This window comes from Bradyrhizobium sp. CCGB12, assembly GCF_024199845.1.
Lineage (GTDB): Bacteria > Pseudomonadota > Alphaproteobacteria > Rhizobiales > Xanthobacteraceae > Bradyrhizobium.
Map to the genome: position 1 here is coordinate 6,865,795 of NZ_JANADO010000001.1, position 21,864 is coordinate 6,887,658.

Genomic DNA, 21,864 nt, shown 5'->3' on the forward strand with positions numbered 1-21,864 from the left:
CGCGTTAACGTCCGGGTAACCGGGCCTTAAACAGCGACAGCTAGCGTGCGTGGGGACGGGCTGATCGGGCGTTTGCGTATGGCGTGGGGAAAGAAAAAGGGTGGGCGGAAGGAGCCGCTGTTCGGCTTGCCCGCGGCGCTCGCCGACCTGCGCCTCACCGCAGCGGACCGCATCCCCGGCGGCGACGATAAGCCCAAGAAGTCGGCAAAATCATCCGGCAAACGCAAGGGCGACGCTGCCGGCGACGAGCCGCCGCGCGAGCGGAAAGCGCAAGCCGGCCGCAGCGACACCAAGCGGCGCTCAAAGTCGCGCGGCGGGTTCAGCCTCGGCCGCCTGGTCTATTGGGGCGCGGTGCTGGGCCTGTGGGGCGTGATCGCCGTGATCGGCATCGTGATCTATGTCGGCGCCCATCTGCCGCCGATCCAGTCGCTGGAGATTCCCAAGCGGCCGCCGACGATCCAGATCGTCGGCATCGACGGCAGCATGCTGGCGCAGCGCGGCGAGATGGCCGGCGCCAATGTGGCGCTGAAGGACCTTCCGCCTTACCTGCCGAAGGCGTTCATCGCCATCGAGGATCGCCGGTTCTATTCGCATTTCGGCATCGATCCGGTCGGCATCCTGCGCGCCCTCGTCACCAACGTGCTCCATCGCGGCGTCTCGCAGGGCGGCTCGACGCTGACGCAGCAGCTCGCCAAGAACCTGTTCCTGACCCAGGAGCGCACCATGCAGCGCAAGCTGCAGGAGGCGGAGCTCGCGATCTGGCTGGAGCGCAAGCATTCCAAGGACGAGATCCTGGAGCTGTACCTGAACCGCGTCTATTTCGGCTCCGGCGCCTATGGCGTCGAGGCCGCCGCGCAGCGCTATTTCGGCAAGTCGGCCAAGAACGTGACGATCGCCGAAGCCGCGATGCTCGCCGGTCTCGTCAAGTCGCCGTCGCGCCTTGCGCCGAACCGCAATCCGGAAGGCGCGGAGGCGCGCGCGCAGATCGTGCTCGCGGCGATGGCGGATGCAAAATTCATCGCGGAAGCGCAGGCAAAGGCCTCGATCGGCCATGCCTCCTACAATGTGAAGCCGGTCGGCGCCGGCACCGTCAACTACGTCGCCGACTGGATCGGCGAGGTTCTGGACGACCTGGTCGGCCAGATCGACGAAAGCATCAAGGTCGAGACCACAATCGATCCCAAGCTCCAGAGCGTGGCGGAAGCCGCCATCATCGACGAGCTCGCGGCCAAGAGCGTCAAGTTCAACGTCAGCCAGGGCGCACTGGTGGCGATGACGCCCGACGGCGCCGTGCGCGCCATGGTCGGCGGGCGGAACTATTCCGAGAGCCAATACAACCGCGCCGTCACCGCCAAGCGCCAGCCGGGCTCCTCGTTCAAGCCGTTCGTCTATCTGACCGCGCTCGAGCAGGGGCTGACGCCCGACACCGTCCGCCAGGACGCACCGATCGAGGTCAAGGGCTGGAAACCCGAGAACTACACGCACGAATATTTCGGAGCGGTGACGCTGACGCAGGCGCTGGCGATGTCGCTCAACACGGTCGCAATCCGCCTCGGCCTCGAGGTCGGGCCGAAGAACGTGGTCCGCACCGCGCACCGGCTCGGCATCTCCTCGAAACTCGAGCCCAACGCCTCGATCGCACTCGGCACGTCCGAAGTCTCGGTGGTCGAGCTGGTCGGCGCCTATGCGCCTTTTTCCAATGGCGGCCTCGCCGTGACGCCGCATGTGGTCACGCGCATCAGGACGCTCAGTGGCAAGCTGCTCTACATGCGGCAACCGGACGAGCGCAACCAGGTGATCGACCCCCGCTACGTCGGCATGATGAACACGATGATGCGGGAGACGCTGATATCAGGCACCGCCAAGAAGGCGGAGATCCCCGGCTGGCCCGCGGCCGGCAAGACCGGCACCAGCCAGGATTACCGGGACGCCTGGTTCATCGGCTACACCGCCAACCTCGTCACCGGCGTCTGGCTCGGCAATGACGACAACTCGCCGACCAAGAAGGCGACCGGCGGCGGCCTGCCGGTGGAAGTCTGGACGCGCTTCATGCGCACGGCGCACGAGGGCGTGCCGGTGGCGAACTTACCGAACTCGCAAGCCACCTGGGGCCTGTCGAACCTCGCGCAGGCGGCTTCGCAGATCTCACCGCCGACACCGGCGGGACCGGCACCGGCGAACGCCGGCGGTTATCGCCCGCCGCCTCCCACGCGCACCAATGTGCGGCCGGAAGCGGCGGCAGGGCTCGATGGCTGGCTGATGGACCGGCTTTTTGGCGGAAACCGGTAGTTTCCGGCTGGGGACATCTGGCTTCGCAACAAAAAGTGCGAAAACAACCCCATGCACAGTAGCCGGCAACAGCAAGATCAACGGCTTGCGGACACAGCACCGCGGGGTTGAAGCGCGCGCTGCCAGTCTGCCGTCATTCCCCGCGAAGGCGAGCGACGCCAACCTGCATATCGCGCCGTTGCTTCGGCAAGTTCTGCCTATCGCGGCAAGATCGACCAGGGAAGGCGACGCCCGGAAAGCAAAAACACCAATCTCTTCAAGCTCCCGCCAGCGGCTCGAGATTTGCTCTCACAGGTTGAGCGATTGCCAGGGAGCGTTCCATGATTTCAAATCTATCCGGCGCGGCGTTGCCCCATCTGCGTCCCGCATCGGCGTCCACTTCACATGTGACATCGGGTCTTCAGCCGGTCGCGACAGAGGCGCCTGACGCGGCGATCAGCAGCCTCCGGATTGACGTCTCGCAGGTGAAGCCGCTGCAAGGGGCGAAGCTCATATCGGTGGCGGATGTTCCGGTCGTGCGCGACCTGATGGCGGCAAACTGGCTGAGGACTCACGACACCAACGCCACGCAATCATTCGTCTCGGACGATACGCCTGAAAACACCTACGCGCAGGTGAAGGTCGGCGGCAAGGTGGTAGCCACGCTGTACAATGGCGGCTCCTCGACGATGACCAACGCAGCGGCCGCTGAGATCGGCAAGCTCGAGGATCCTCCCGGCCTGAGTGGACCGGACCTCGCGCAGTGGCGCGCCGACAACTACGCGAGGCTGCTCGGCGGCACCGTCGAGAAGGCGCCCACCGCGATCACGCAATCGCAATGGACACCGCGTGAAAGCAGCTCCACGACTTACAGCCGCGAACAACTCGACGCGGCCTTCCAGGCCATGCTCGCCGAGGGCCAGAAGGCCATCGCCCAACGGCAATCGTCGTATCTGACGTCACGTGGGCAAGCGGGGACGAGTGCCGATTTCAGTGCGTGAACACGCGCCTCGTTGTCCGCTGTCATTCCCCGCGAAAGCGGGGAATCCAATGTGCCGTGGCCTCTCGGTTAAACGATAACCGCCTCTGGGACAATCGCCCGGTCAAGCCGGCCGACGACAGCATTCGCTGGGCAGACAGCGCGGCCTCGCGGCCTAATCCTCGACACCATACCGGTGCAGATCGTTGCCGTGGGTGTCGAGCCACTTCTTGGCGCGCTCCATCGACGGACAGACCCTGCCGCAGACGCGCCAGAAGCGGGCGGAGTGGTTCATCTCGACGAGATGGGCGACCTCGTGGGCGGCGAGGTAGTCGAGCACGAAGGGCGGCGCGAGGATCAGGCGCCAGGAGAACGACAGCGAGCCGGCCGAGGTGCAGGAGCCCCAGCGGCTGGACTGGTCGCGGATCGAGAGGCGCTTGACCCTGACGCCGAGCTCGCCGGCATAGACCTCTGCCGCGCGCTGGAGATCGCGGCGCGCTTCGCGCTTGAGGAAGTCGCTGACGCGGCGGTCGACATAATCGAGGCCACCGGCGACGCAAACAATGCGTTCACCGGACTCGCGCGTCTCGGTCCACACCGTACCACGCTGGCCGGCGCGATGAACGATGCGATGGGGAACGCCGCGAAGCGGTATCACCGTGCCCGGCTGGAACGGTGCAGCCTTCGGCAAGCGGCCAAGACGCGCCGCGATCCACGCGCCGTGACGCTGCGCAAAGTCCTTGGCCTCGACCAGCGTGCCGCGCGGCGGCATGGTGAGGATGGCTTCGCGATCGCTCGGATGAATTCTGAGCGTGTAGCGGCGCGCCCGGCGATGCCGGCGCAATCGAATCGCAAAAAACTGCGATCCATGGGTGATGACGAGAGTCTTCGGTTCGTGGGGCCGCCGATAGAGGAGCGCGCGAGTGGCCATGTCTGTCAGTCCGGGGGGCAGGAGTTCGCCCGGATTCTGCCATAACCGCCGCCAGGGAAAGCGCTCGGCGCAAAAACAAATCATTTGCCCAATATACAGGGGTCTGGCGTCCGGGAGACCCTACAGACTGGGGTTGGAACCCGTTTTTTTCGCCCCCTCTGGATGCATGAGGCACCCCCAAAGGGTGAGGACGGACTCACTCCTACAAAGCTACCTAAATACCACGAATCTGGAAGGAACTTGCCCCCGCCGGAGCAGCCGAGAGGGGCAGGCTTTTCAACGGGAAAGCCGAAAACGCGCTCAGAGCCGTTCCGACAGAATCGGAACGCCTCTGGATTCCTCTTTTCACGCGTTTTCTTGACGCGAACCTGTCGCCACTTCGCTCGAAAACGCTCTATTCGGCCGCGAGCGCCTGCAACGAGCTCGGATTTGCAGCGGAGACCATGAAGTCGTGAATCCGCGGCACGATTTCCGACTTGAAACGCGAGCCGTTGAACACGCCGTAATGTCCGACGCCCTTTTGAACGTAATGGACGCGGCGATGATCGGGGATCGAGCTGCACAATGCGTGCGTTGCTTCGGTCTGACCGAGACCGGAGATGTCGTCATTCTCGCCTTCGACGGTCATCAACGCAACGCGTGTGATCTTCGACGGATCGACGCGGGTTCCACGATGAGTCATCTCGCCCTTCGGCAGCGCGTGCTTCACGAACACGGTGTCGACGGTCTGGAGGTAATACTCGGCCGACAGGTCCATCACCGCGAGATATTCGTCATAGAAGTCGCGATGCTTGTCGACGAGATCGCCGTCGCCCTTCACCAGATTGGCAAACAGACGCTTGTGGGCGTCCATATGCCGGTCGAAATTCATGCTGATGAAGCCATTGAGCTGCAGGAAGCCCGGATAGACGTCGCGCATCATGCCCGGATGCGGGAACGGCACCTTGGTGATGACGGTGTTGCGGAACCAGTCGATACCACGCTCCTGCGCGAGCTTGTTCACTGCGGTCGGATTGCGGCGGGTGTCGATCGGGCCGCCCATCAGCGTCATCGACGTCGGCACGAAGGGATCGCGCCGCGCTTCCATGATCGAGACGGCCGCGACGACGGGCACGGAGGGCTGGCACACCGCCATGACATGGGTGTTGCCGCCGAGAACGTGCAGCATCTCGATGATATAGTCGATGTAGTCGTCGAGATCGAAGCGGCCTTCGCTGAGCGGCACCATGCGCGCATCGGCCCAATCGGTGATGTAGACCTCATGCGCCGGCAGGAAGGCTTCGACGGTGCCGCGCAGCAGCGTCGCATAATGGCCGGACATCGGTGCGACGATCAGCACGCGCGGCTGCGGGCTGCGCAGCGGACGGGTGAACTTGCGATCGAAGTAAAGCAGCCGGCAGAACGGCTTTTCCCAGACAGAACGGATCTCGATCGGGACGTGGATGCCGTTAACCTCGGTATCGTTGAGACCCCATTCGGGCTTGCCGTAGCGGCGCGTGGTGCGCTCGAACAACTCGCAGGCCGCCGCGACCGACTTGCCGACCTCGGTGCGCGTCCAGGGATTGAGGGGATTCTGAAACAGAAGCTTGGTTGCGTCGGTGACGGCACGCGCCGGATTGAGAGAGGCATGCGCCATCTCGTACATCCAGTACATCGGCGTCGTCAGGACCGGACTGCCTTCTGCAGCCAGGGGCGGCGCGCCGCCGAACTCACCAATAGGCATCGTTATTTTCCTCTTCGCATCGCAACATACTGCCGAATGCGTAATATTGCGTCAATGCATGCTTCCGTACATCTACGTGCCCGGCGCGGTTAAATCAGCCTGAATCCACGGGAAAGTGAGCTTATTCGCCGCTGGACAGCAGCGAACCGTGAGCCCTGGCGCTACGCAAAAGGGCCAGGAATGCCCCAAAAGATGCAACCAGCAGCACCAGGTTAATGACCAGCGCATCCAGCATCAGGTCGGTCCTGAAGGTGTGCTCGATCAGGAGCGCGCGCATCCCCTCGAACGCATAAGTCGGCGGCAACGCCCAGGCGACGTATTGCAGCCAGGGGGGCAGCACGCTGACGGGATAGTAGACGCAGGCGAGCGGCATGACCGCGAACATCAGGGTCCAGACGATGCTCTCGGCGCCGAGGCCGTTTCGCAGCACGAGGCCCGAGACGAAGATGCCGACGGACCAGCTCGTGAAGATCAGATTGCAGAAGAACGCGATCAGCGGCAGGCCGAGGGCATAGACGTTGAAGTGAAACAGGAATAGTGCGAGCAGGGTCATCGGGATGACCCCGATCGCGAGCCGGATCAGGCTCATGATCATCAGCGACAGCAGAAATTCGATGGGCTTGAGCGGGCTCATCATGAGATTGCCGATGTTGCGCGCCCACATCTCCTCCAGGAACGAGATGGAGAAGCCGAGCTGGCCGCGGAACAGGATGTCCCAGAGGATGACGGCGCCGATCAGCGTGCCGCCGGCGCGCGCGAAAAAATTGGCGTTCTCGGCGATGTAGAGCTGGAGGAAGCCCCAGGTGATGACCTGCAACGCCGGCCAGTAGAGCAGCTCGAGCAGCCGCGGCCACGACGACATCAACAGGTACCAATAGCGCAGGATCATCGCGCCGATGCGATGGAGGGAGATGCCGCGATGGAGGGACAGCTCGCTCATCGCGCAGCCTCCTTCGCACCGTTCACCCTCCCGCGCGCGACATCCAGAAACACCTCCTCCAGCGTGGTGCGGTTGTAGCGGGCCATGATCGCCTCGGGCGTGTCGTCGTCCTCGATGCGGCCGCGCTTCATGATGATGACGCGGTCGCAGAGCCGCTCGACCTCGAGCATGTTGTGCGATGCGAGCAGGATCGTGGCGTTGTGCCGCCTGCGATAGCGCTCCAGATGTGCCCGTACCCAGTCGGCGGTGTCAGGGTCGAGCGAGGCGGTCGGCTCGTCCAGCAAGAGCAGCTCGGGCTGGTTGATCAGCGCCTTCGCCAGCGCGACGCGGGTCTTCTGCCCGGCGGAGAGCTTGCCGTTGGCGCGGTCGATGAATTCGGTGAGATCGAGATCGTCGGCGAGCTCGGCGATGCGGCCGGCCAGGTTCTTCACCGCATAGAGCTTGCCGAACACGGTGAGGTTCTGCCGCACCGTGAGCCGCATCGGCATGTCGACATAGGGGCTCTCGAAATTCATCCGCCCCAGCACGGACGCGCTCTCCTCCGGCATCCGATGCCCGAGCACCCTGACGCGGCCGGAGGTCGGGAGCACCAGGCCCATGATCGTCGCGATGGTCGTGGTCTTGCCGGCGCCGTTGCCGCCGAGGAGCCCGGTGATGCTGCCGCGCGGAAGCGAAAACGAGATGTCGTCGACGGCGCGGGTCTGCTTATAGACCTTGACGAGATGATCGACCGCAATCGCCACGGAAGGACCGCTATCCGCGACAGTCGGCCGACTTGAAGCCTTGTCATTCTCGGTCATGCTGGCCGTTCTTCTGCTATTGCAGCCGATAGCGCAAGGCTTGTAATTCCTGGACGGTTCCGCGAGCCCCGCGTTTGTGATCGAGAAGGCACCGCCACATTGGCCGATATGACCGAAATCGCCGAGTCCGACTTTCGCCACGCGCAGCGGCATATCCGGCTGGACACGATCCTGCGGCTGCGCTGGCTCGCGGTGCTGGGCCAGCTCGCCGCGATCTTCATCGTGGCGCAGGGGTTGGAGTTCAACGTCGAGATCATCCCCTGTGTCAGTATCATCGCGCTGTCGGCAGCACTGAATCTGGCGCTCCAGACCGCGGCCAATCCGATGCAGCGGCTGGAGCCGGTGCAGGCGGCCGGACTGCTGGCGCTGAACATCGTGGAGCTGGCTGGCCTGCTGTTCTTCACCGGCGGGCTCCAGAACCCGTTCTCGTTCCTGTTCCTCGCGCCCGTGCTGATCTCGGCCACGGCGTTGCCGGCCCGCTTCACCTTCGGCCTGGGCCTGCTCGCCGTTGCCTGCGCCTCGATCCTGTTCTTCCGCCATCTGCCGCTGCCATGGGATTCCGACGATCCCCTGGTGCTGCCGCCGATCTATCTCGTCGGCGTCTGGCTCTCGATCGCGCTCGCGATCGGCGTCACCAGCCTCTACTCCTTCCAGGTCACCGAGGAGGCCCGCAAGCTCGCGGACGCGTTGGCCGCAACGGAGCTGGTGCTGACGCGCGAGCAGCATCTGACCCAGCTCGACGGATTGGCGGCCGCGGCCGCGCATGAGCTCGGCACGCCGCTCGCGACCATCTTCCTGATCTCGCGCGAACTCGAAAAGACGGTGAAGGACGCAAGCATCGCCGCCGACCTGAAAACCCTGCGCGAGCAGACCCAGCGCTGCCGCGACATCCTGAGCAAGATCACCCAGCTGTCCTCCACCGGCGCGCCGTTCGACCACATGAAGCTGTCCGAGCTGATCGAGGAGGTGGTGGCGCCGCACCGCGATTTCGGCGTCGACATCAAGGTACGGATCGCGGTGGCTGCCGCGGCCGAGCCGGTCGGCTCGCGCAATCCGGCGATCCTCTACGGCATCGGTAACATCGTCGAGAACGCGGTCGATTTCGCCCGCACCACCGTCGAGGTGAACGCCTGGTGGAACAAGGACGATATCGAGCTTGTGATCTCCGACGACGGCCCCGGCATCCCGCCCGATATCCTCAACCGGATCGGCGAGCCCTATCTGTCGCGGCGGCGCACCCAGGACGATGGCGGGAGCGAGCGACGCGGCCTCGGGCTCGGCGTGTTCATCGCGCGTACCTTGCTCGAACGCACCGGCGCCAAGGTCTCGTTTACCAACCGGACCTTTCCGGAACACGGCGCGGTGGTCCAGATCACGTGGCCCAGGCAGCGTTTTGAGGCTATCGAGACGCTCGAAGAAACAATAGGATAGGCCGCGACCTTGCGTCGCATAACGGGGCGGATCGACTATTTGCCGCCTTGGCACCGACCGATCGCGACGCCATATGTCAATGCGCTGGAGAGAGGACAACACCTTGAACGCCATCGCCGAACTGAACGAACAGACCGACCGCTCGCTTCTCATCGTGGAGGACGACAAGCCGTTTCTGGAGCGGCTGTCGCGCGCGATGGAGACACGGGGCTTTGCCGTGACATCATGCGACACCGTCTCGGACGGTCTTGCGCAGATCGGGAGGTCCGCGCCGGCCTTCGCGGTCGTGGATTTGCGGCTCGGCGACGGCAACGGCCTCGACGTGGTCTCGGCGCTGAAGAAGAAGCGCCCCGATGCGCGCGCGATCGTGCTCACCGGCTACGGCAATATCGCCACCGCCGTGACCGCGGTGAAGATGGGCGCGATCGATTATCTGTCGAAGCCGGCCGACGCTGACGACGTCGTCGCCGCGCTGCTCTCGACCAGCGCGGAGAAATCCGAGCTGCCGACCAACCCGATGTCCGCCGACCGCGTCCGCTGGGAGCACATCCAGCGCATCTACGAGATGTGCAACCGCAACGTCTCGGAGACGGCGCGGCGGCTGAACATGCACCGGCGCACGTTGCAGCGGATTCTGGCCAAGCGCGCGCCGAGGTAACAGTCTCGTAGGGTGGGTTAGCCCCGCAGATGCGCGAAGCGCGTCTGCTCGGCGTAACCCACCTCTTTCATATCCGCGATCACAGAAGTGGTGGGTTACGCCTTCGGCTAACCCACCCTACGGCACCTATGCCGGCGGGCGCTACTCCCAGAAATCCGCGTGCCCTTGCGGATCGACCAGGCGGTTGATCCTGAGCGCCGCCGCCATCGCAAAGCGTATCGTCATCTGCTTGCGCGTGGCGGCAGCAAGCTTGTGCTCGGGCGCTTCGCAATGCATGTGTGCGCCATAGGCGTCGGCGACGATCAGGCCGGTGTCTTCAGGAAAGATCTCGCACGGCAGGTCCTGCGTGAAGGCGAAGAACAGCCGATCGCAATGGGCGCGGTATTCGTGCCATTTCTGATCGGCACGCAGATCCTCGACCGACGATTTGATCTCGACGATCCAGATCTCGCCACGCTCGTTCAGCGCCACCAGATCGGCGCGCCGGCCCGACGGCAGCGGCAATTCGCTGATGCAGGAGAAGCCGAGCGAGCGCAACAGCCGCGCCGTGCCACGCGCGACCGCAAGCGCCGTTTCCGACTGGCGGCGATCCGGCGGCGGCACGAGGGCGATGTTGCGAGCGGTGTTGTCCATGGAGAGAGGATAGCCGATTCCATCCCCGGTGTCGTCCTGGCGCAGGCCAGGACCCATACCGCGTAATCTATCGATGCGATCGGTAGGAGTACCGAACAACGAGACGCCGCCAAACTGCTTCGCGTGGTTATGGGTCCCGGCCTTCGCCGGGACGACAACTATGGGGAACCTCAACTCTCCCACGCACTTATCACGCAGCCGCCGCTCCTCGGCGGAACCACCGAGGCTGCGGCATGATCGACGATCTCTGGTACAAGAACGGCGTGATCTATTGCCTCTCCGTCGGCACCTATATGGATGCCAATGGCGACGGCGTCGGCGACTTCAAGGGCCTGTTGCGCCGGCTCGACTATCTGCACGGGCTCGGCATCACCACGATCTGGCTGATGCCGTTCCAGACCTCACCCGGCCGCGACGACGGCTACGACGTCGCCGACTTCTACAGCGTCGATTCCCGCTACGGCACGCTCGGCGACTTCGTCGAGTTCACCCATGGCTGCAAGCAGCGCGGCATCCGCGTCATCATCGATCTCGTCGTCAACCACACCTCGGATGAGCATCACTGGTTCAAGGAGGCGCGGCGTGACAAGAACTCGCCCTATCGCGACTGGTATGTGTGGTCCGACAAGAAGCCCGCCGGCGCCGACAAGGGCATGGTGTTTCCCGGCGTGCAGAAATCGACCTGGACGCGCGACAAGCAGGCCGGCGCCTGGTACTTCCACCGCTTCTACGATTTCCAGCCCGATCTCAACACCTCGAACCCGCACGTCCAGGCCGAGATCCTGAAGATCATGGGCTTCTGGATCCAGCTTGGTGTCTCCGGCTTCCGCATGGATGCGGTGCCCTTCGTGATCGCGACCAAGGGCGCGAAGGTGAAGAAGCCGGTCGAGCAGTACGACATGCTGCGTGCCTTCCGCGAATTCCTGCAATGGCGGCAAGGTGATGCCATCATCCTTGCGGAGGCCAACGTGCTGCCGGAAACCGACATGGAATATTTCGGCCATGACGGCGACCGCATGCACATGATGTTCAACTTCCACGTCAACCAGCATCTGTTCTATGCGCTGGCTTCCGGCGATTCCCGCCCTCTGGCCAAGGCGCTGAAAGCAACCAAACCGCGGCCGGCCTCGGCGCAATGGGGCCTGTTCCTGCGCAATCACGACGAGCTCGATCTCGGGCGCCTGACCAAGGCGCAGCGCGAGACCGTGTTCAAGCGCTTCGGACCAGACATGGAGATGCAGCTCTACGACCGCGGCATAAGGCGGCGCCTCGCACCGATGCTGGGTGGCGACCGCCGGCGGCTCGAGCTCGCCTACAGCCTGATGTGCACGCTGCCGGGGACGCCCGTGATCCGCTATGGCGACGAGATCGCGATGGGCGATGATCTGGTGCTGCCCGAACGCAGCTGCGCACGCACGCCGATGCAATGGTCGACCGAGCCGCATGGCGGCTTCACCAAGAGCAACAAGCCGGCCTGCCCCGTCATCGACAAAGGACCTTATGGGTTCGACCACGTCAACGTCGCCAAGCAGCGGCGCGATCCCAACTCCATGCTAAACTGGACCGAGCGCATCGTGCGCATGCGCAAGGAGGTGCCCGAGGTGGGCTGGGGCGATTTCGCGATCATCCCCGTGCGCGATCCCGCCGTGTTCATCATGCGCTATGACTGGCGCAATAATTCGGTGCTGTTCGTGCACAATCTGGACGAGACGCCGCGCGAGATCGCGTTCTCGGCGAAGCTGCCCGGGGACGCCGGCGCGCATCTCATCAACCTGCTCGCGGAGGACCACAGCCACGCCGACAAGCGCGGCCAGCATCATGTCGTGCTGGAGCCGTACGGGTATCGCTGGTATCGCGTCGGCGGGCTGGATTACCTGTTGAAGCGAAGCGACATCGACGAGAGTACGGTGCGGGGGAACAAGCATCCGGGGTGACGCCGAAATGCCGTCGTTTGCTGTGCTATTTCAACGATCGTCATTGCGAGCCACCGGGTCCGCGCGTAGCGCGGCCCGATGACAGGCTCCGCGAAGCAATCCAGAGTGCATCCGCGGAGAGATTCTGGATTGCTTCGTCGCAAGAGCTCCTCGCAATGACGCGGATACAGCGTCGGTCTTCCGCTTCGCCGTTGCCTCGGCGAAATCGACGGCTAGGGCGACGCGACGATGACGCCTTCATTCCCCCGCAGATCCAGCACGCCTTCCAGCTTCTCACCCTCGCGATCCAAAAACGTCGACAGCAGAATCTCGCTGCCGAACCTTATTACGCTGGTGGTCACGGCGATCGGATCGGGGCCGAGATTGAGCGCCACGACCACCGCCCGGCCGCCGGCCTCGCGGCGATAGATCAGAAGATCGCCCTGCGCCGCGATCGGGTGATAGTCGCCGGCCACCAGCGGTGGCGAGGCCTTCCGCAAGGCGATCAGGCGCCTGTAGAGAGCAAGGATCGAGCGGCCGTCGGCTTCGAGGCTGGCGACATTGTCCCGGACACAATGTTCCGGCAGCGGCAGCCAGGGCCGCGCCGACGAGAAGCCTGCGAATTCGGAGGCATCCCACTGCATCGGCGTGCGGCAGCCGTCCCGACCGACACCGATGCCGGGCACGTTCTTCTCGAAGGGATCGCGCACGTCCTCGGGCGCAATCGTCACCTGATGCATGCCGATCTCGTCGCCGTAATAGAGCGTCGGCGTGCCGCGCAGCGTCAGCAGCAGCATGGCGGCAACGCGGGCCTGCTCGGGACCGACGCGGCTTGCCACGCGCGGGCGGTCGTGATTGCCGAGCACCCAGTTCGGCCACGCCCCGCGCGGCAGCGCCTTCTCGTAATCCTCGATGATCTTTTCGATCGAGCGCGCGCTCCAGAACGTCGACAGCAGCGCAAAGTTGAACGGCATCTGCGCGCCGGTGAGGTCGTTGCCGTAATAGGCCATGAGGCGATGCAGCGGCAGATAGATCTCGCCGATCAGCACGCGGGCGCCAAAGCCGTCGGTGACGCGCCGCATCTCGGCGATCACGTCGTGAACCTCCGCCTGGTCGGTGGAATATTGCGTCAGGATCTTCTCGTTCGGCGGCCGGCCTTCGACGTAGTGCGGGTTCGGCGGATTGTCGCGGAATTCGGCGTCCTTGATCAGGTGCCAGATCACGTCGACGCGAAAACCGTCGACGCCCTTCTCCAGCCAGAACCGCATCACGTCGTAGATCGCGGCGCGGACGTCGGGATTGCGCCAGTTGAGGTCCGGCTGCTGGGCGAGGAAGGCGTGATAATAATATTGGCCGGTGGTCTCGTCGAACTGCCATGCGCTGCCCCCGAACTCGGATAGCCAGTTGTTGGGCACCCCACCATCGGGCGCCGGATCGCGCCAGATGTACCAGTCGCGCCTGGGATTATCGCGCGATGAACGGCTCTCGACGAACCAGGGATGCTGGTCGGAGGTGTGGTTAGGCACGAGGTCGAGGATCAGCTTCAGGCCGTTGTCGTGCGCGGCTGCGATCAGCGCATCGAAATCCGCCATCGTGCCGAACAACGGCTCGATGCCGGTGTAGTCGGAGATGTCGTAGCCGAAATCCGCCATCGGCGACGGGAAAATTGGCGACAGCCAGATCGCGTCGACGCCGAGCGATTTGACGTAAGGCAGCCGTCTGAGGATGCCGGCGAGATCGCCGACGCCGTCACCGTCGGAGTCCTGAAACGAGCGCGGATAGATCTGATAGAAGATGCCGTCGCGCCACCAATTCTCGCCGCCCTGAGCCATGTCGGAAAACCCACCCAAATCTGCGTCTTGCGCGAGAGAACGCGGAACGAACGCCGCGGTTCAAACTGGCAAGCCAATTGGGACGGCCGTGTGACGGCGGGTGCGGCCGTTCCCCGGACCGGCACGAATCTTTTGCTTGGCGGCATGGCAAAAATCGGCATTGTGAGGCCATGACCGAGCAAAATGACACCAAAGCCAAGGCGGGTGCGATCATCGTTCCCGTGACGCTGTTCGAGCAGAACTGCACCATCGTCTGGGACGAGCCCTCCAAGAAGGCCGTCGTGATCGATCCCGGCGGGGACGTGCCGAAGATCCTGGACGCGATCAAGCAGACCGGCGTGGCCGTGGAGAAGATCTGGCTGACGCACGGCCATATCGACCATGTCGGCGGCGCGGCCGAGTTGCGTGATGCGCTGAGGGTGCCGATCGAAGGACCGCATCAAGCGGACAAATTCCTGCTCGACAACGTGGTCGAGAGCGGCGCGCGCTTCGGCATGACCGGGGGGCGTAACTTTGCGCCGGACCGCTGGCTCGAGGAGGGCGACAGCGTGTCGATCGGCGGCTTGCAGTTCGACATCCTGCACTGCCCCGGCCATTCGCCGGGCAGCGTGGTGTTCTTCAACAAGGATTTGCGGTTTGCCCATGTCGGCGACGTGCTGTTCGCGGGCTCGGTCGGCCGCACCGATCTGCCCGGCGGCAGTCACGCCACGCTGATCAACTCGATCAAGACCAAGCTGCTGCCGCTCGGCGACGACGTCGGCTTCATCTGCGGCCACGGCGCCGGCTCGAGCATCGGCCAGGAGCGGATGACCAATCCGTTCATCACCGGCGAGATGTGAGCGCCTATTCCGCGGCGTCTGCCAGCGCCGCGGGTTCGGCCAGGTTACGCTCGCCCCATTGCCGGATCGCGGCGACGACAGGCACGAAGCTTTTGCCCTTGCGGGTCAGGCGATACTCGACCTTCGGCGGCACCTCGCCGAAATCCTTGCGGTCGATCAGTCCGCTTTGCGTCAGCGCCTTCAATTCGCGGCTGAGCACACGCGGAGTGATCTCGGCGCTGCCGGCCGTGCCGCGCAACAGGCCGCTCCGGATCTCGCCGTAGCGGCGCGGGCCGTCCTTGAGATCCCAGACGATGCGCAGCTTGTACTTGCCGCTGATCATTTTTTGAAAAGCCGCGACCGGGCAGGCGCGCGCCGGGGATGCCTTCGCCATTGCCTTGGCCATGACGTCTCCTCCATGTGCAGGCGACGAGGATAGGAGCCACGTCGAAAAAGTCCATACTATCAATTTTGTCCATACTTGCGGGATCGTTCGTAAGGGGCAGATGATGACGCACAAGACGAACAGGGAGCGTCACATGAAGCACTTCATGATCAGGTACGAATTCAGGAACGGCACGACGGAGGCCTGGCACCAGGAGATCAGCCGTTTCGTCAAGGCGATCGACGGCGATCCAGAGCTGAAAGGGCGGATCGGTTATCGTGTCTTGAAGAGCCGCGACGACGGCAATTATTTCCACCTCGCCAGCGTCAGCGACGATGCCGCACAAAAGACACTGCAATCGCGTGACTTCTTCAGGGCTTATCAGGAGATGACCCGGAAGGTCGCCGGCGGCGAGGTGACGGTGACGCCGATCGAATGGATTGGCGCGACGGCAGCTTCGCTGAGCTGAAGCGAGCGCACGCCGCAAACACCGCCGTCGTCTCGGCCTGCGCCGGGACGACGGTAAGCTACTTCATCAGCCCCGCGGCGGTCAGCGCGCGCGTGATGATCTGGCCGAGATCGAAGCCGCGAGCCTCTTCGCGTTTCGGCTCGGCCGGCTGAGCGGCGACCGCTGTGCGGATCGAGCGGGCGAGATGCGGCGCGGGCGTCAGCGCCGGCTTCGCAGGCTTTGCCTCCGCTTTCTTGGCCGCATCCGGAATCCAGCCGGTGAGGCCGAAGAACTTTGCGATGTGGTAGGACGAGGAGATGCCGGCCTCGATCAGGAACGCGCCTTGCATGCCGTAGCGCTGGTCGTTGTCGGCAAGGCCGAGCGGCGTGCCGTGCGCCATGTCGGTGATGGCGTAGGATTCGACCAGCGTCTCGCCGTCCTTGTTCCACCAGGCCTGGCGCGGATAGCCGTCGACGCTGGTCTCGGCCATCGGCACGTCAGGCAGATCGTGCAAATCGAGCCATTGCTTGACGATCTCGTTGGCATTGCCGGGATTGACGGTGCGGTCGGCGCTGCCGTGCCACACCGACACCTTGGGCCAGGGCCCGCGATGGCTGGTGGCGTTGCGCACGAGATCGCCGAGCTCGCGCGCAGGGCGCGCCGGGGAATGGAACATGCCGTCCAGCGCCTCGCGCAGGTTCGAGGCAATGCCATAGGGCAGCCCGGCAATCACCGCACCGGCTGCAAAAATTTCGGGATAGGTCGCAAGCATCACCGACGTCATGCCGCCGCCGGCCGACAGGCCCGTGATGAAGATGCGCCTTTGATCGATGCGATGCGTCTTCACCATGTGCGCGATCATCTCGCGGATCGAACGCGCCTCGCCGCTGTACCGCGCCGTGTCCTCCGGATTGAACCAGTTGAAGCAGGTGTTGCCGTTGTTGATGCGCTGCTGCTCGGGCATCAGCAGCGCGAAGCCGTAATGCCTTGCGAGCGTCGACCAGCCGGCGCCGAGATCATAACCGGCCGCGGTCTGGCCGCAGCCATGCAGCACGACGACGAGCGCGCGCGGCTTCTGCAGCTGCGCCGGCACGAACGCAAACATGCGCAAGGCCCCTGGATTGTCACCGAAGTCCGTGACCTCTTGCAGCGCGCTGGATGAGTCCGCGCTGCGGCCGAGCTCGGCGAAGCGCAGACCGTCCAGCTTGGGCAGACGTCTCAACAGATCGACATTTCTGGCTAACGACACGGCAACTTCCTGGTGGGCGACGTTCAACGTTCAGCCAAACCAGATAGTTGCTGCATCGCAAAATGAAAAGACCGTGGGCTGTCAGTTCACGAAAATCGCAGGGATTTTCCGTGGGATCTGCACGAATTAACCGCAATGCCTCAACTACGTGCAGCGGCGCGGCGCATCCACGCCAGAAATGCGGCGCAGATCATGATTAATGTCACAAACAGCGCAAGCGAGACGAGAAATCCTGCGCGCGCTGATTGAAAGGCTTCGACGGCGAAGAACACCGCGCCGATTGCGGCCACTCCGGCCGCATTTCCGATCTGCGCCGTCGTGCCGTACATGCCGGAGGCCGAGCCTGCGGCGACAGGCTTCACGCTCGACAGCACTGCGCCCGACAGCGGCGCCATCACCAATCCCTGGCCGTAGCCAAAGACCATCATCGTGAGCGCAAGCGCAATCGGCGTCGGCGCATCGACATAGAAGGCGACAAGCGCGAGCGCAGCAAGACCTGCGATCTGGAGCGCGCAGCCCTCGATCAGCACCTTGGTGCCGCGATGGAGCGCCCGCGCGCCGCTGTGACGCGATGCCACGACGAAGGCGAGCGCGAGCGGAATGAAGGCCATGCCGGCCGAGAGCGGCGGGATCTTGAGGCCGCGTTGCATGAACAGCGTCATCACCAGATAGAACGAGAGATTGGCGGCAAAGAAGAAGAACGCCGCGCCGAGGCCGCGCAGGAAGGTGGCATCCGTCAGCAGGGTGAGATCGATCAGCGGCATGCCGCCGGCGCGGGCCACAGCACGCTCCAGCTTCAGGAATGCAACGAGAATGACGCCACCGATCGCCATCACTGCCCACAGCCACGGCGCCCAGCCGACATCATGGCCGAACAGCAGCGGGCCGATCAGGCACAACAACCCCGCGAACAACACCATGCCGCCCTTGATGTCGAGCCTTGTGCCTGATCGCCGCGGCACCGACGGCATGATGCGCCAGGCGGCAGCGGCGATCACGAGCCCGCAGGGCACGTTGACGAAGAACACCGAGCGCCAGCCGGTGCCGGCAAGGTCGATCGTGACCAGCAGGCCGCCGAGCAGGAAGCCCGCGGCCCCTGCAAGCCCGAGCACGATGCCGTAGATCGCAAAGGCCCGGCTGCGCTGCCCGTCGGTGAACAGCAGATGCAACGTCGCCAGCACCTGCGGCACCATCAGCGCCGCCGTCGCGCCCTGCGCCAGCCGCGCGATGATCAGCTCGACGCCTGACTGCGCGAGCCCGCACCACAGCGAGGTCGCCGTGAAGCCGAGCACGCCGGCCAAGAAGACATTCTTGGTGCCGTGGATGTCGCCGAGGCGGCCGCCGGTGACGACCAGCGTGCCATAGGCGATCAGGTAGATCGCGATCACGGATTCGATCTGCGCCGGGGTCGCCTTCAGCTCGACCGCGATGGTCGGAATGGCGACGTTGACCACGAAGGCGTCGACGCCGAACATGAACTGGGCGGCCACGACGATGGCAAGCACCCACCAGCGGCGGGACGAATCGATTTGTTGTGTGACGATCTGATGCATTGGCGCATGATCCTGGAACCTCGTTGTTCTCAGGATTTCAGATCGCATTCGGTGCCGCGATTACCTCGCAGGTAGGATCCCCGTGCTTCATTCAAAGCGCGGCTGCTTCGCCTCTCCCCGCTTGCGGGGAGAGGCCGGAATTCAAACGTAGTTTGAATTCCGGGTGAGGGGGAGCTTCCGCGAGTCGCACTGCCACCGAGTTTGCTGAAGCAGCCCCTCACCCCAACCCTCTCCCCGTAAGAACTGGGAGAGGGAGGAAAAGCAGCTTCAACGCATGCCTGCATTCCGCCGCGCGGGACATCGCGCGATTGCGTTCGCTTGTCCCAGCAACTAGCCTTCACCGCCTCAACAAACAGAAAATCAAGCCGGAGAGACCGCCATGGCGCGCCTGAAGTTCGGAGCCTTCCTTGCCCCGCATCACCCGATCGGGGAGCATCCGATGCTCCAGTTCCGGCGCGATCTCGACCTGGTCGAGCAGCTGGACGCGCTCGGTTATGACGAATTCTGGTGCGGCGAGCATCATTCCTCCGGCTGGGAGATGATCGCCTCGCCCGAGATGTTCCTGGCCGCGGCGGGCGAGCGCACCAAGCGGATCAAGCTCGGCACCGGCGTGGTGTCGCTGCCCTATCACCATCCCTTCAACGTCGCCCAGCGCATGGTGCAGCTCGACCACATGACCGGCGGCCGCGCCATCTTCGGCTCCGGCCCGGGCGCGCTCGCGTCCGACGCGCACACGCTCGGCATCGATCCGATGACGCAGCGCGACCGCCAGGACGAGGCGATCGGGGTGATCCGCCGCCTCTTCAACGGCGAGCGCGTCACCGCCAAGAGCGACTGGTTCACCATGAACGACGCCGCGTTGCAGCTTCTCCCCTTGCAGGAGGAGATGCCGTTCGTGGTGGCCTCGCAGATCTCTCCCTCCGGCATGACGCTGGCCGGCAAATACGGCATCGGCATCATCTCGCTGGGCTCGATGACGACCCAGGGACTGATGTCGCTGCAGCAGCAATGGCAGTTCGCCGAGGACGCCGCGAAAAAACACGGCACCACGGTGAGCCGCGCCGACTGGCGCGTGCTCCTGACCTTTCACATCGCCGAGACCCGTGAGCAGGCACGCAAGGAAGCGGGCGCCGGGCTGATGCGCTGGCACAACGAATATAATGTCGGCACGCTGCAGCGGCCGGGCCTCACCGCATTCTCCTCGCCCGACGAGGCCGTGGACAAGACCGCTTTCGTCGAGGGGGCGGCGTCCACCATCGGCACACCCGACGATCTCGTCAAAACCATCAAGAACGTGATGCAAGTGTCCGGCGGCGTCGGCGCCATCATCGGCTTCGTGCACGACTGGGCCAATCCGGAAAACACCCGCCGCAGCTGGGACGTGGTGGCGCGCTACGTCGTGCCGGAGATCAACGGCTACATCGACTCCTTACGCAAGTCGCAAAAATTCGTGATCGAGAATCGCGCGATCTTCGAGCGCGCGGGCCAGGCCGTGATGGCCAAGATCATGGAGAACGAGAAGGCCGCCGAGGCGCTGAAGGTGACCGGCCCCGGCCGCGTCGCCATTCCCGCCGTCAACGCCCCGGATCTGCAGAAGGAAGCGGCGAAGCGGTAGGCCCCATCGGCATTACGCCTGTAACGACGTTCACAACAAAGGCGTACCGGCCTGTGCTATGCTGACCCTGGTCAGCTGGCGCGGGCCGCAGCCACTCTGTGCTCGCGCGCTGTTCGGTCGGTCAACCGGAGCAATCGTCATGTCGATGCAGAATGTGGCCCCTGCGCTCGGCTTCACCCCGCCAAGGCGCAACGAGCTGACGCATATCCCCGGCGACGAAGGCTGGCCGATCATCGGGAAGACCTTTCAGGTGCTGGCCGATCCCAAGGGACATATCGAGGCAAACGGCGCCAAATACGGCCCGGTCTACCGCACCCACTTTTTCGGCGAGACCAATGTCGTGCTGCTCGGGCCCGAGGCCAACGAGCTCGTGCTGTTCGACCAGCAGAAGCTGTTCTCCTCGACGCATGGCTGGAACAAGGTTCTGGGCCTGCTGTTTCCGCGCGGGCTGATGCTGCTCGATTTCGACGAGCATCGCCTGCATCGCAAGGCGCTGTCGGTCGCGTTCAAGTCCGGGCCGATGAAGTCGTATCTTGGCGATCTCGACCGCGGCATCGCAGCGCGGGTGGCTCAATGGAAGGCCAAGCCCGGCGAGATGCAGCTCTACCCGGCGATGAAGCAGCTCACGCTCGATCTCGCTGCGGCCTCGTTCCTCGGCGCCGACATCGGCCCGGAGGTCGACCAGATCAACCGCGCCTTCGTCGACATGGTCGCGGCCGCCGTCGCGCCGGTCCGCCGGCCCCTGCCCGGCACCCAGATGGCGCGAGGGGTGAAGGGACGCAAGCGCATCGTCGCCTATTTCCGCGAGCAGATTCCGCTCCGGCGCGGCAATCACGGCGGCGACGATTTGTTCTCGCAGCTCTGCCGCGCCACCCATGAGGACGGCGCGCTGCTCTCCGAGCAGGACATCATCGACCATATGAGCTTCCTGATGATGGCGGCGCACGACACGCTGACCTCATCGCTGACCTCCTTCATCGGCGAACTCGCCGCCAATCCGGACTGGCAGGACAGGCTGCGCGCGGAGGTGCTCGCGCTCGGGCTCGCCCCCGGCGCACCAAGCAGCTTCGACGACCTCGAAAAGATGCCGCTGTCGGAGATGGCCTTCAAGGAAGCGCTGCGGATCAAGCCGCCGGTGCCCTCGATGCCGCGGCGCGCGATGCGCGATTTCAGCTTCAAGGGCTTTACGATCCCCGCGGGCACCGCGATCGGCGTCAATCCGCTCTATACGCACCACATGAAGGAGATCTGGCCGGAGCCGGATCGCTTCAATCCGCTGCGCTTCACCGAGGAAGCCCAGCGCAACCGCCATCGCTTCGCCTTTGTGCCGTTCGGCGGCGGCGCGCATATGTGCCTCGGCCTGCACTTCGCCTATATGCAGGCGAAATGCTTTGCGCGGCATTTCCTGCAGAACATCGAGGTGTCGCTGGAGCCCGGCTACAAGCCGGACTGGCAGATGTGGCCGATCCCGAAGCCGCGGGACGGGTTGCGGGTACGGATGAAGGCGGTTTAGCGCCACGGTCGTCATTGCGAGCGAAGCGAAGCAATCCAGACCGTCTCCGCGAAAACAGCCTGGATTGCCTCGTCGCTTTGCTCCTCGCAATGACGGAAATCCGCTTTCGTAGGGTGGGCAAAGCGAAGCGTGCCCACCACGCTTCTCCACGTCTGAGCAAGATGGTGGGCACGGC

General features: G+C 64.3%; 18 protein-coding genes. 9 read left to right on the forward strand and 9 right to left on the reverse strand.

Annotated features, from left to right (window positions below; genetic code table 11):
- The first annotated feature begins 78 nt into the window (after window positions 1-78).
- Window positions 79-2,289, forward strand: coding sequence for a transglycosylase domain-containing protein (locus NLM27_RS31410; RefSeq protein ID WP_254146965.1), 2,211 nt, complete (start codon window positions 79-81; stop codon window positions 2,287-2,289).
- Window positions 2,290-2,609: 320 nt separating this feature from the next.
- Complete coding sequence (locus NLM27_RS31415) at window positions 2,610-3,269, forward strand: hypothetical protein (protein ID WP_254146966.1); 660 nt, start codon at window positions 2,610-2,612, stop codon at window positions 3,267-3,269.
- Window positions 3,270-3,422: 153 nt separating this feature from the next.
- Here the strand turns inward: NLM27_RS31415 and NLM27_RS31420 are convergent, their stop codons facing one another.
- The 4 genes from NLM27_RS31420 to NLM27_RS31435 form a co-directional block, all read right to left on the reverse strand.
- Window positions 3,423-4,262, reverse strand: coding sequence for a M48 family metallopeptidase (locus NLM27_RS31420; protein WP_254146967.1), 840 nt, complete (start codon window positions 4,260-4,262; stop codon window positions 3,423-3,425).
- Window positions 4,263-4,572: 310 nt separating this feature from the next.
- On the reverse strand, window positions 4,573-5,901 hold the full coding sequence (locus NLM27_RS31425; RefSeq protein WP_254146968.1) for a polyhydroxyalkanoate depolymerase: 1,329 nt from the start codon (window positions 5,899-5,901) through the stop codon (window positions 4,573-4,575).
- Window positions 5,902-6,022: 121 nt separating this feature from the next.
- The gene (locus NLM27_RS31430) at window positions 6,023-6,841 is read right to left on the reverse strand and encodes an ABC transporter permease (RefSeq protein ID WP_254146969.1); all 819 of its coding nucleotides are present in this window, start codon (window positions 6,839-6,841) and stop codon (window positions 6,023-6,025) included.
- A complete protein-coding gene (locus NLM27_RS31435) occupies window positions 6,838-7,641 on the reverse strand; it encodes an ABC transporter ATP-binding protein (RefSeq protein ID WP_254146970.1) in 804 nt (267 codons plus the stop codon). Before NLM27_RS31435 ends, NLM27_RS31430 begins: the two co-directional genes overlap by 4 nt.
- A gap of 108 nt (window positions 7,642-7,749) precedes the next feature.
- Between NLM27_RS31435 and NLM27_RS31440 the strand changes: the two genes are divergently transcribed.
- Window positions 7,750-9,072 (forward strand): ActS/PrrB/RegB family redox-sensitive histidine kinase, encoded by a 1,323-nt coding sequence (locus NLM27_RS31440; protein ID WP_254148978.1) that lies wholly within the window; start codon window positions 7,750-7,752, stop codon window positions 9,070-9,072.
- Between the two features lie 103 nt (window positions 9,073-9,175).
- Window positions 9,176-9,730 (forward strand): ActR/PrrA/RegA family redox response regulator transcription factor, encoded by a 555-nt coding sequence (locus tag NLM27_RS31445; RefSeq protein ID WP_166812136.1) that lies wholly within the window; start codon window positions 9,176-9,178, stop codon window positions 9,728-9,730.
- Between the two features lie 141 nt (window positions 9,731-9,871).
- Here NLM27_RS31445 and NLM27_RS31450 read toward each other — a convergent pair whose 3' ends face one another.
- Complete coding sequence (locus tag NLM27_RS31450; RefSeq protein WP_254148979.1) at window positions 9,872-10,363, reverse strand: MmcB family DNA repair protein; 492 nt, start codon at window positions 10,361-10,363, stop codon at window positions 9,872-9,874.
- A gap of 233 nt (window positions 10,364-10,596) precedes the next feature.
- On the opposite strand from NLM27_RS31450, the gene NLM27_RS31455 reads away from it, so the two are divergent.
- The gene (locus NLM27_RS31455; RefSeq protein WP_254146972.1) at window positions 10,597-12,297 is read left to right on the forward strand and encodes an alpha-amylase family protein; all 1,701 of its coding nucleotides are present in this window, start codon (window positions 10,597-10,599) and stop codon (window positions 12,295-12,297) included.
- Between the two features lie 212 nt (window positions 12,298-12,509).
- On the opposite strand, the gene NLM27_RS31460 is transcribed toward NLM27_RS31455, so the two are convergent.
- Window positions 12,510-14,108 carry an alpha-amylase family glycosyl hydrolase gene (locus NLM27_RS31460; RefSeq protein WP_254146973.1) on the reverse strand — a complete coding sequence of 533 codons (1,599 nt, stop codon included), beginning with the start codon at window positions 14,106-14,108 and terminating at the stop codon, window positions 12,510-12,512.
- A gap of 170 nt (window positions 14,109-14,278) precedes the next feature.
- Between NLM27_RS31460 and NLM27_RS31465 the strand changes: the two genes are divergently transcribed.
- A complete protein-coding gene (locus NLM27_RS31465; RefSeq protein ID WP_254146974.1) occupies window positions 14,279-14,947 on the forward strand; it encodes an MBL fold metallo-hydrolase in 669 nt (222 codons plus the stop codon).
- A gap of 4 nt (window positions 14,948-14,951) precedes the next feature.
- Here the strand turns inward: NLM27_RS31465 and NLM27_RS31470 are convergent, their stop codons facing one another.
- Window positions 14,952-15,332, reverse strand: a complete 381-nt coding sequence (locus tag NLM27_RS31470) for a helix-turn-helix domain-containing protein (protein WP_254146975.1) — start codon at window positions 15,330-15,332, stop codon at window positions 14,952-14,954.
- Window positions 15,333-15,465: 133 nt separating this feature from the next.
- Between NLM27_RS31470 and NLM27_RS31475 the strand changes: the two genes are divergently transcribed.
- Window positions 15,466-15,780, forward strand: a complete 315-nt coding sequence (locus tag NLM27_RS31475) for a hypothetical protein (protein ID WP_254146976.1) — start codon at window positions 15,466-15,468, stop codon at window positions 15,778-15,780.
- 58 nt (window positions 15,781-15,838) lie between these two features.
- On the opposite strand, the gene NLM27_RS31480 is transcribed toward NLM27_RS31475, so the two are convergent.
- Complete coding sequence (locus NLM27_RS31480; RefSeq protein ID WP_254146977.1) at window positions 15,839-17,008, reverse strand: PHB depolymerase family esterase; 1,170 nt, start codon at window positions 17,006-17,008, stop codon at window positions 15,839-15,841.
- A gap of 140 nt (window positions 17,009-17,148) precedes the next feature.
- Window positions 17,149-18,561 carry an MFS transporter gene (locus NLM27_RS31485; protein WP_254146978.1) on the reverse strand — a complete coding sequence of 471 codons (1,413 nt, stop codon included), beginning with the start codon at window positions 18,559-18,561 and terminating at the stop codon, window positions 17,149-17,151.
- A 379-nt stretch (window positions 18,562-18,940) separates the two neighbouring features.
- On the opposite strand from NLM27_RS31485, the gene NLM27_RS31490 reads away from it, so the two are divergent.
- Window positions 18,941-20,176 (forward strand): LLM class flavin-dependent oxidoreductase, encoded by a 1,236-nt coding sequence (locus NLM27_RS31490; RefSeq protein WP_254146979.1) that lies wholly within the window; start codon window positions 18,941-18,943, stop codon window positions 20,174-20,176.
- Window positions 20,177-20,315: 139 nt separating this feature from the next.
- Window positions 20,316-21,689, forward strand: coding sequence for a cytochrome P450 (locus NLM27_RS31495; protein ID WP_254146980.1), 1,374 nt, complete (start codon window positions 20,316-20,318; stop codon window positions 21,687-21,689).
- The last annotated feature ends 175 nt before the right edge of the window (window positions 21,690-21,864 follow it).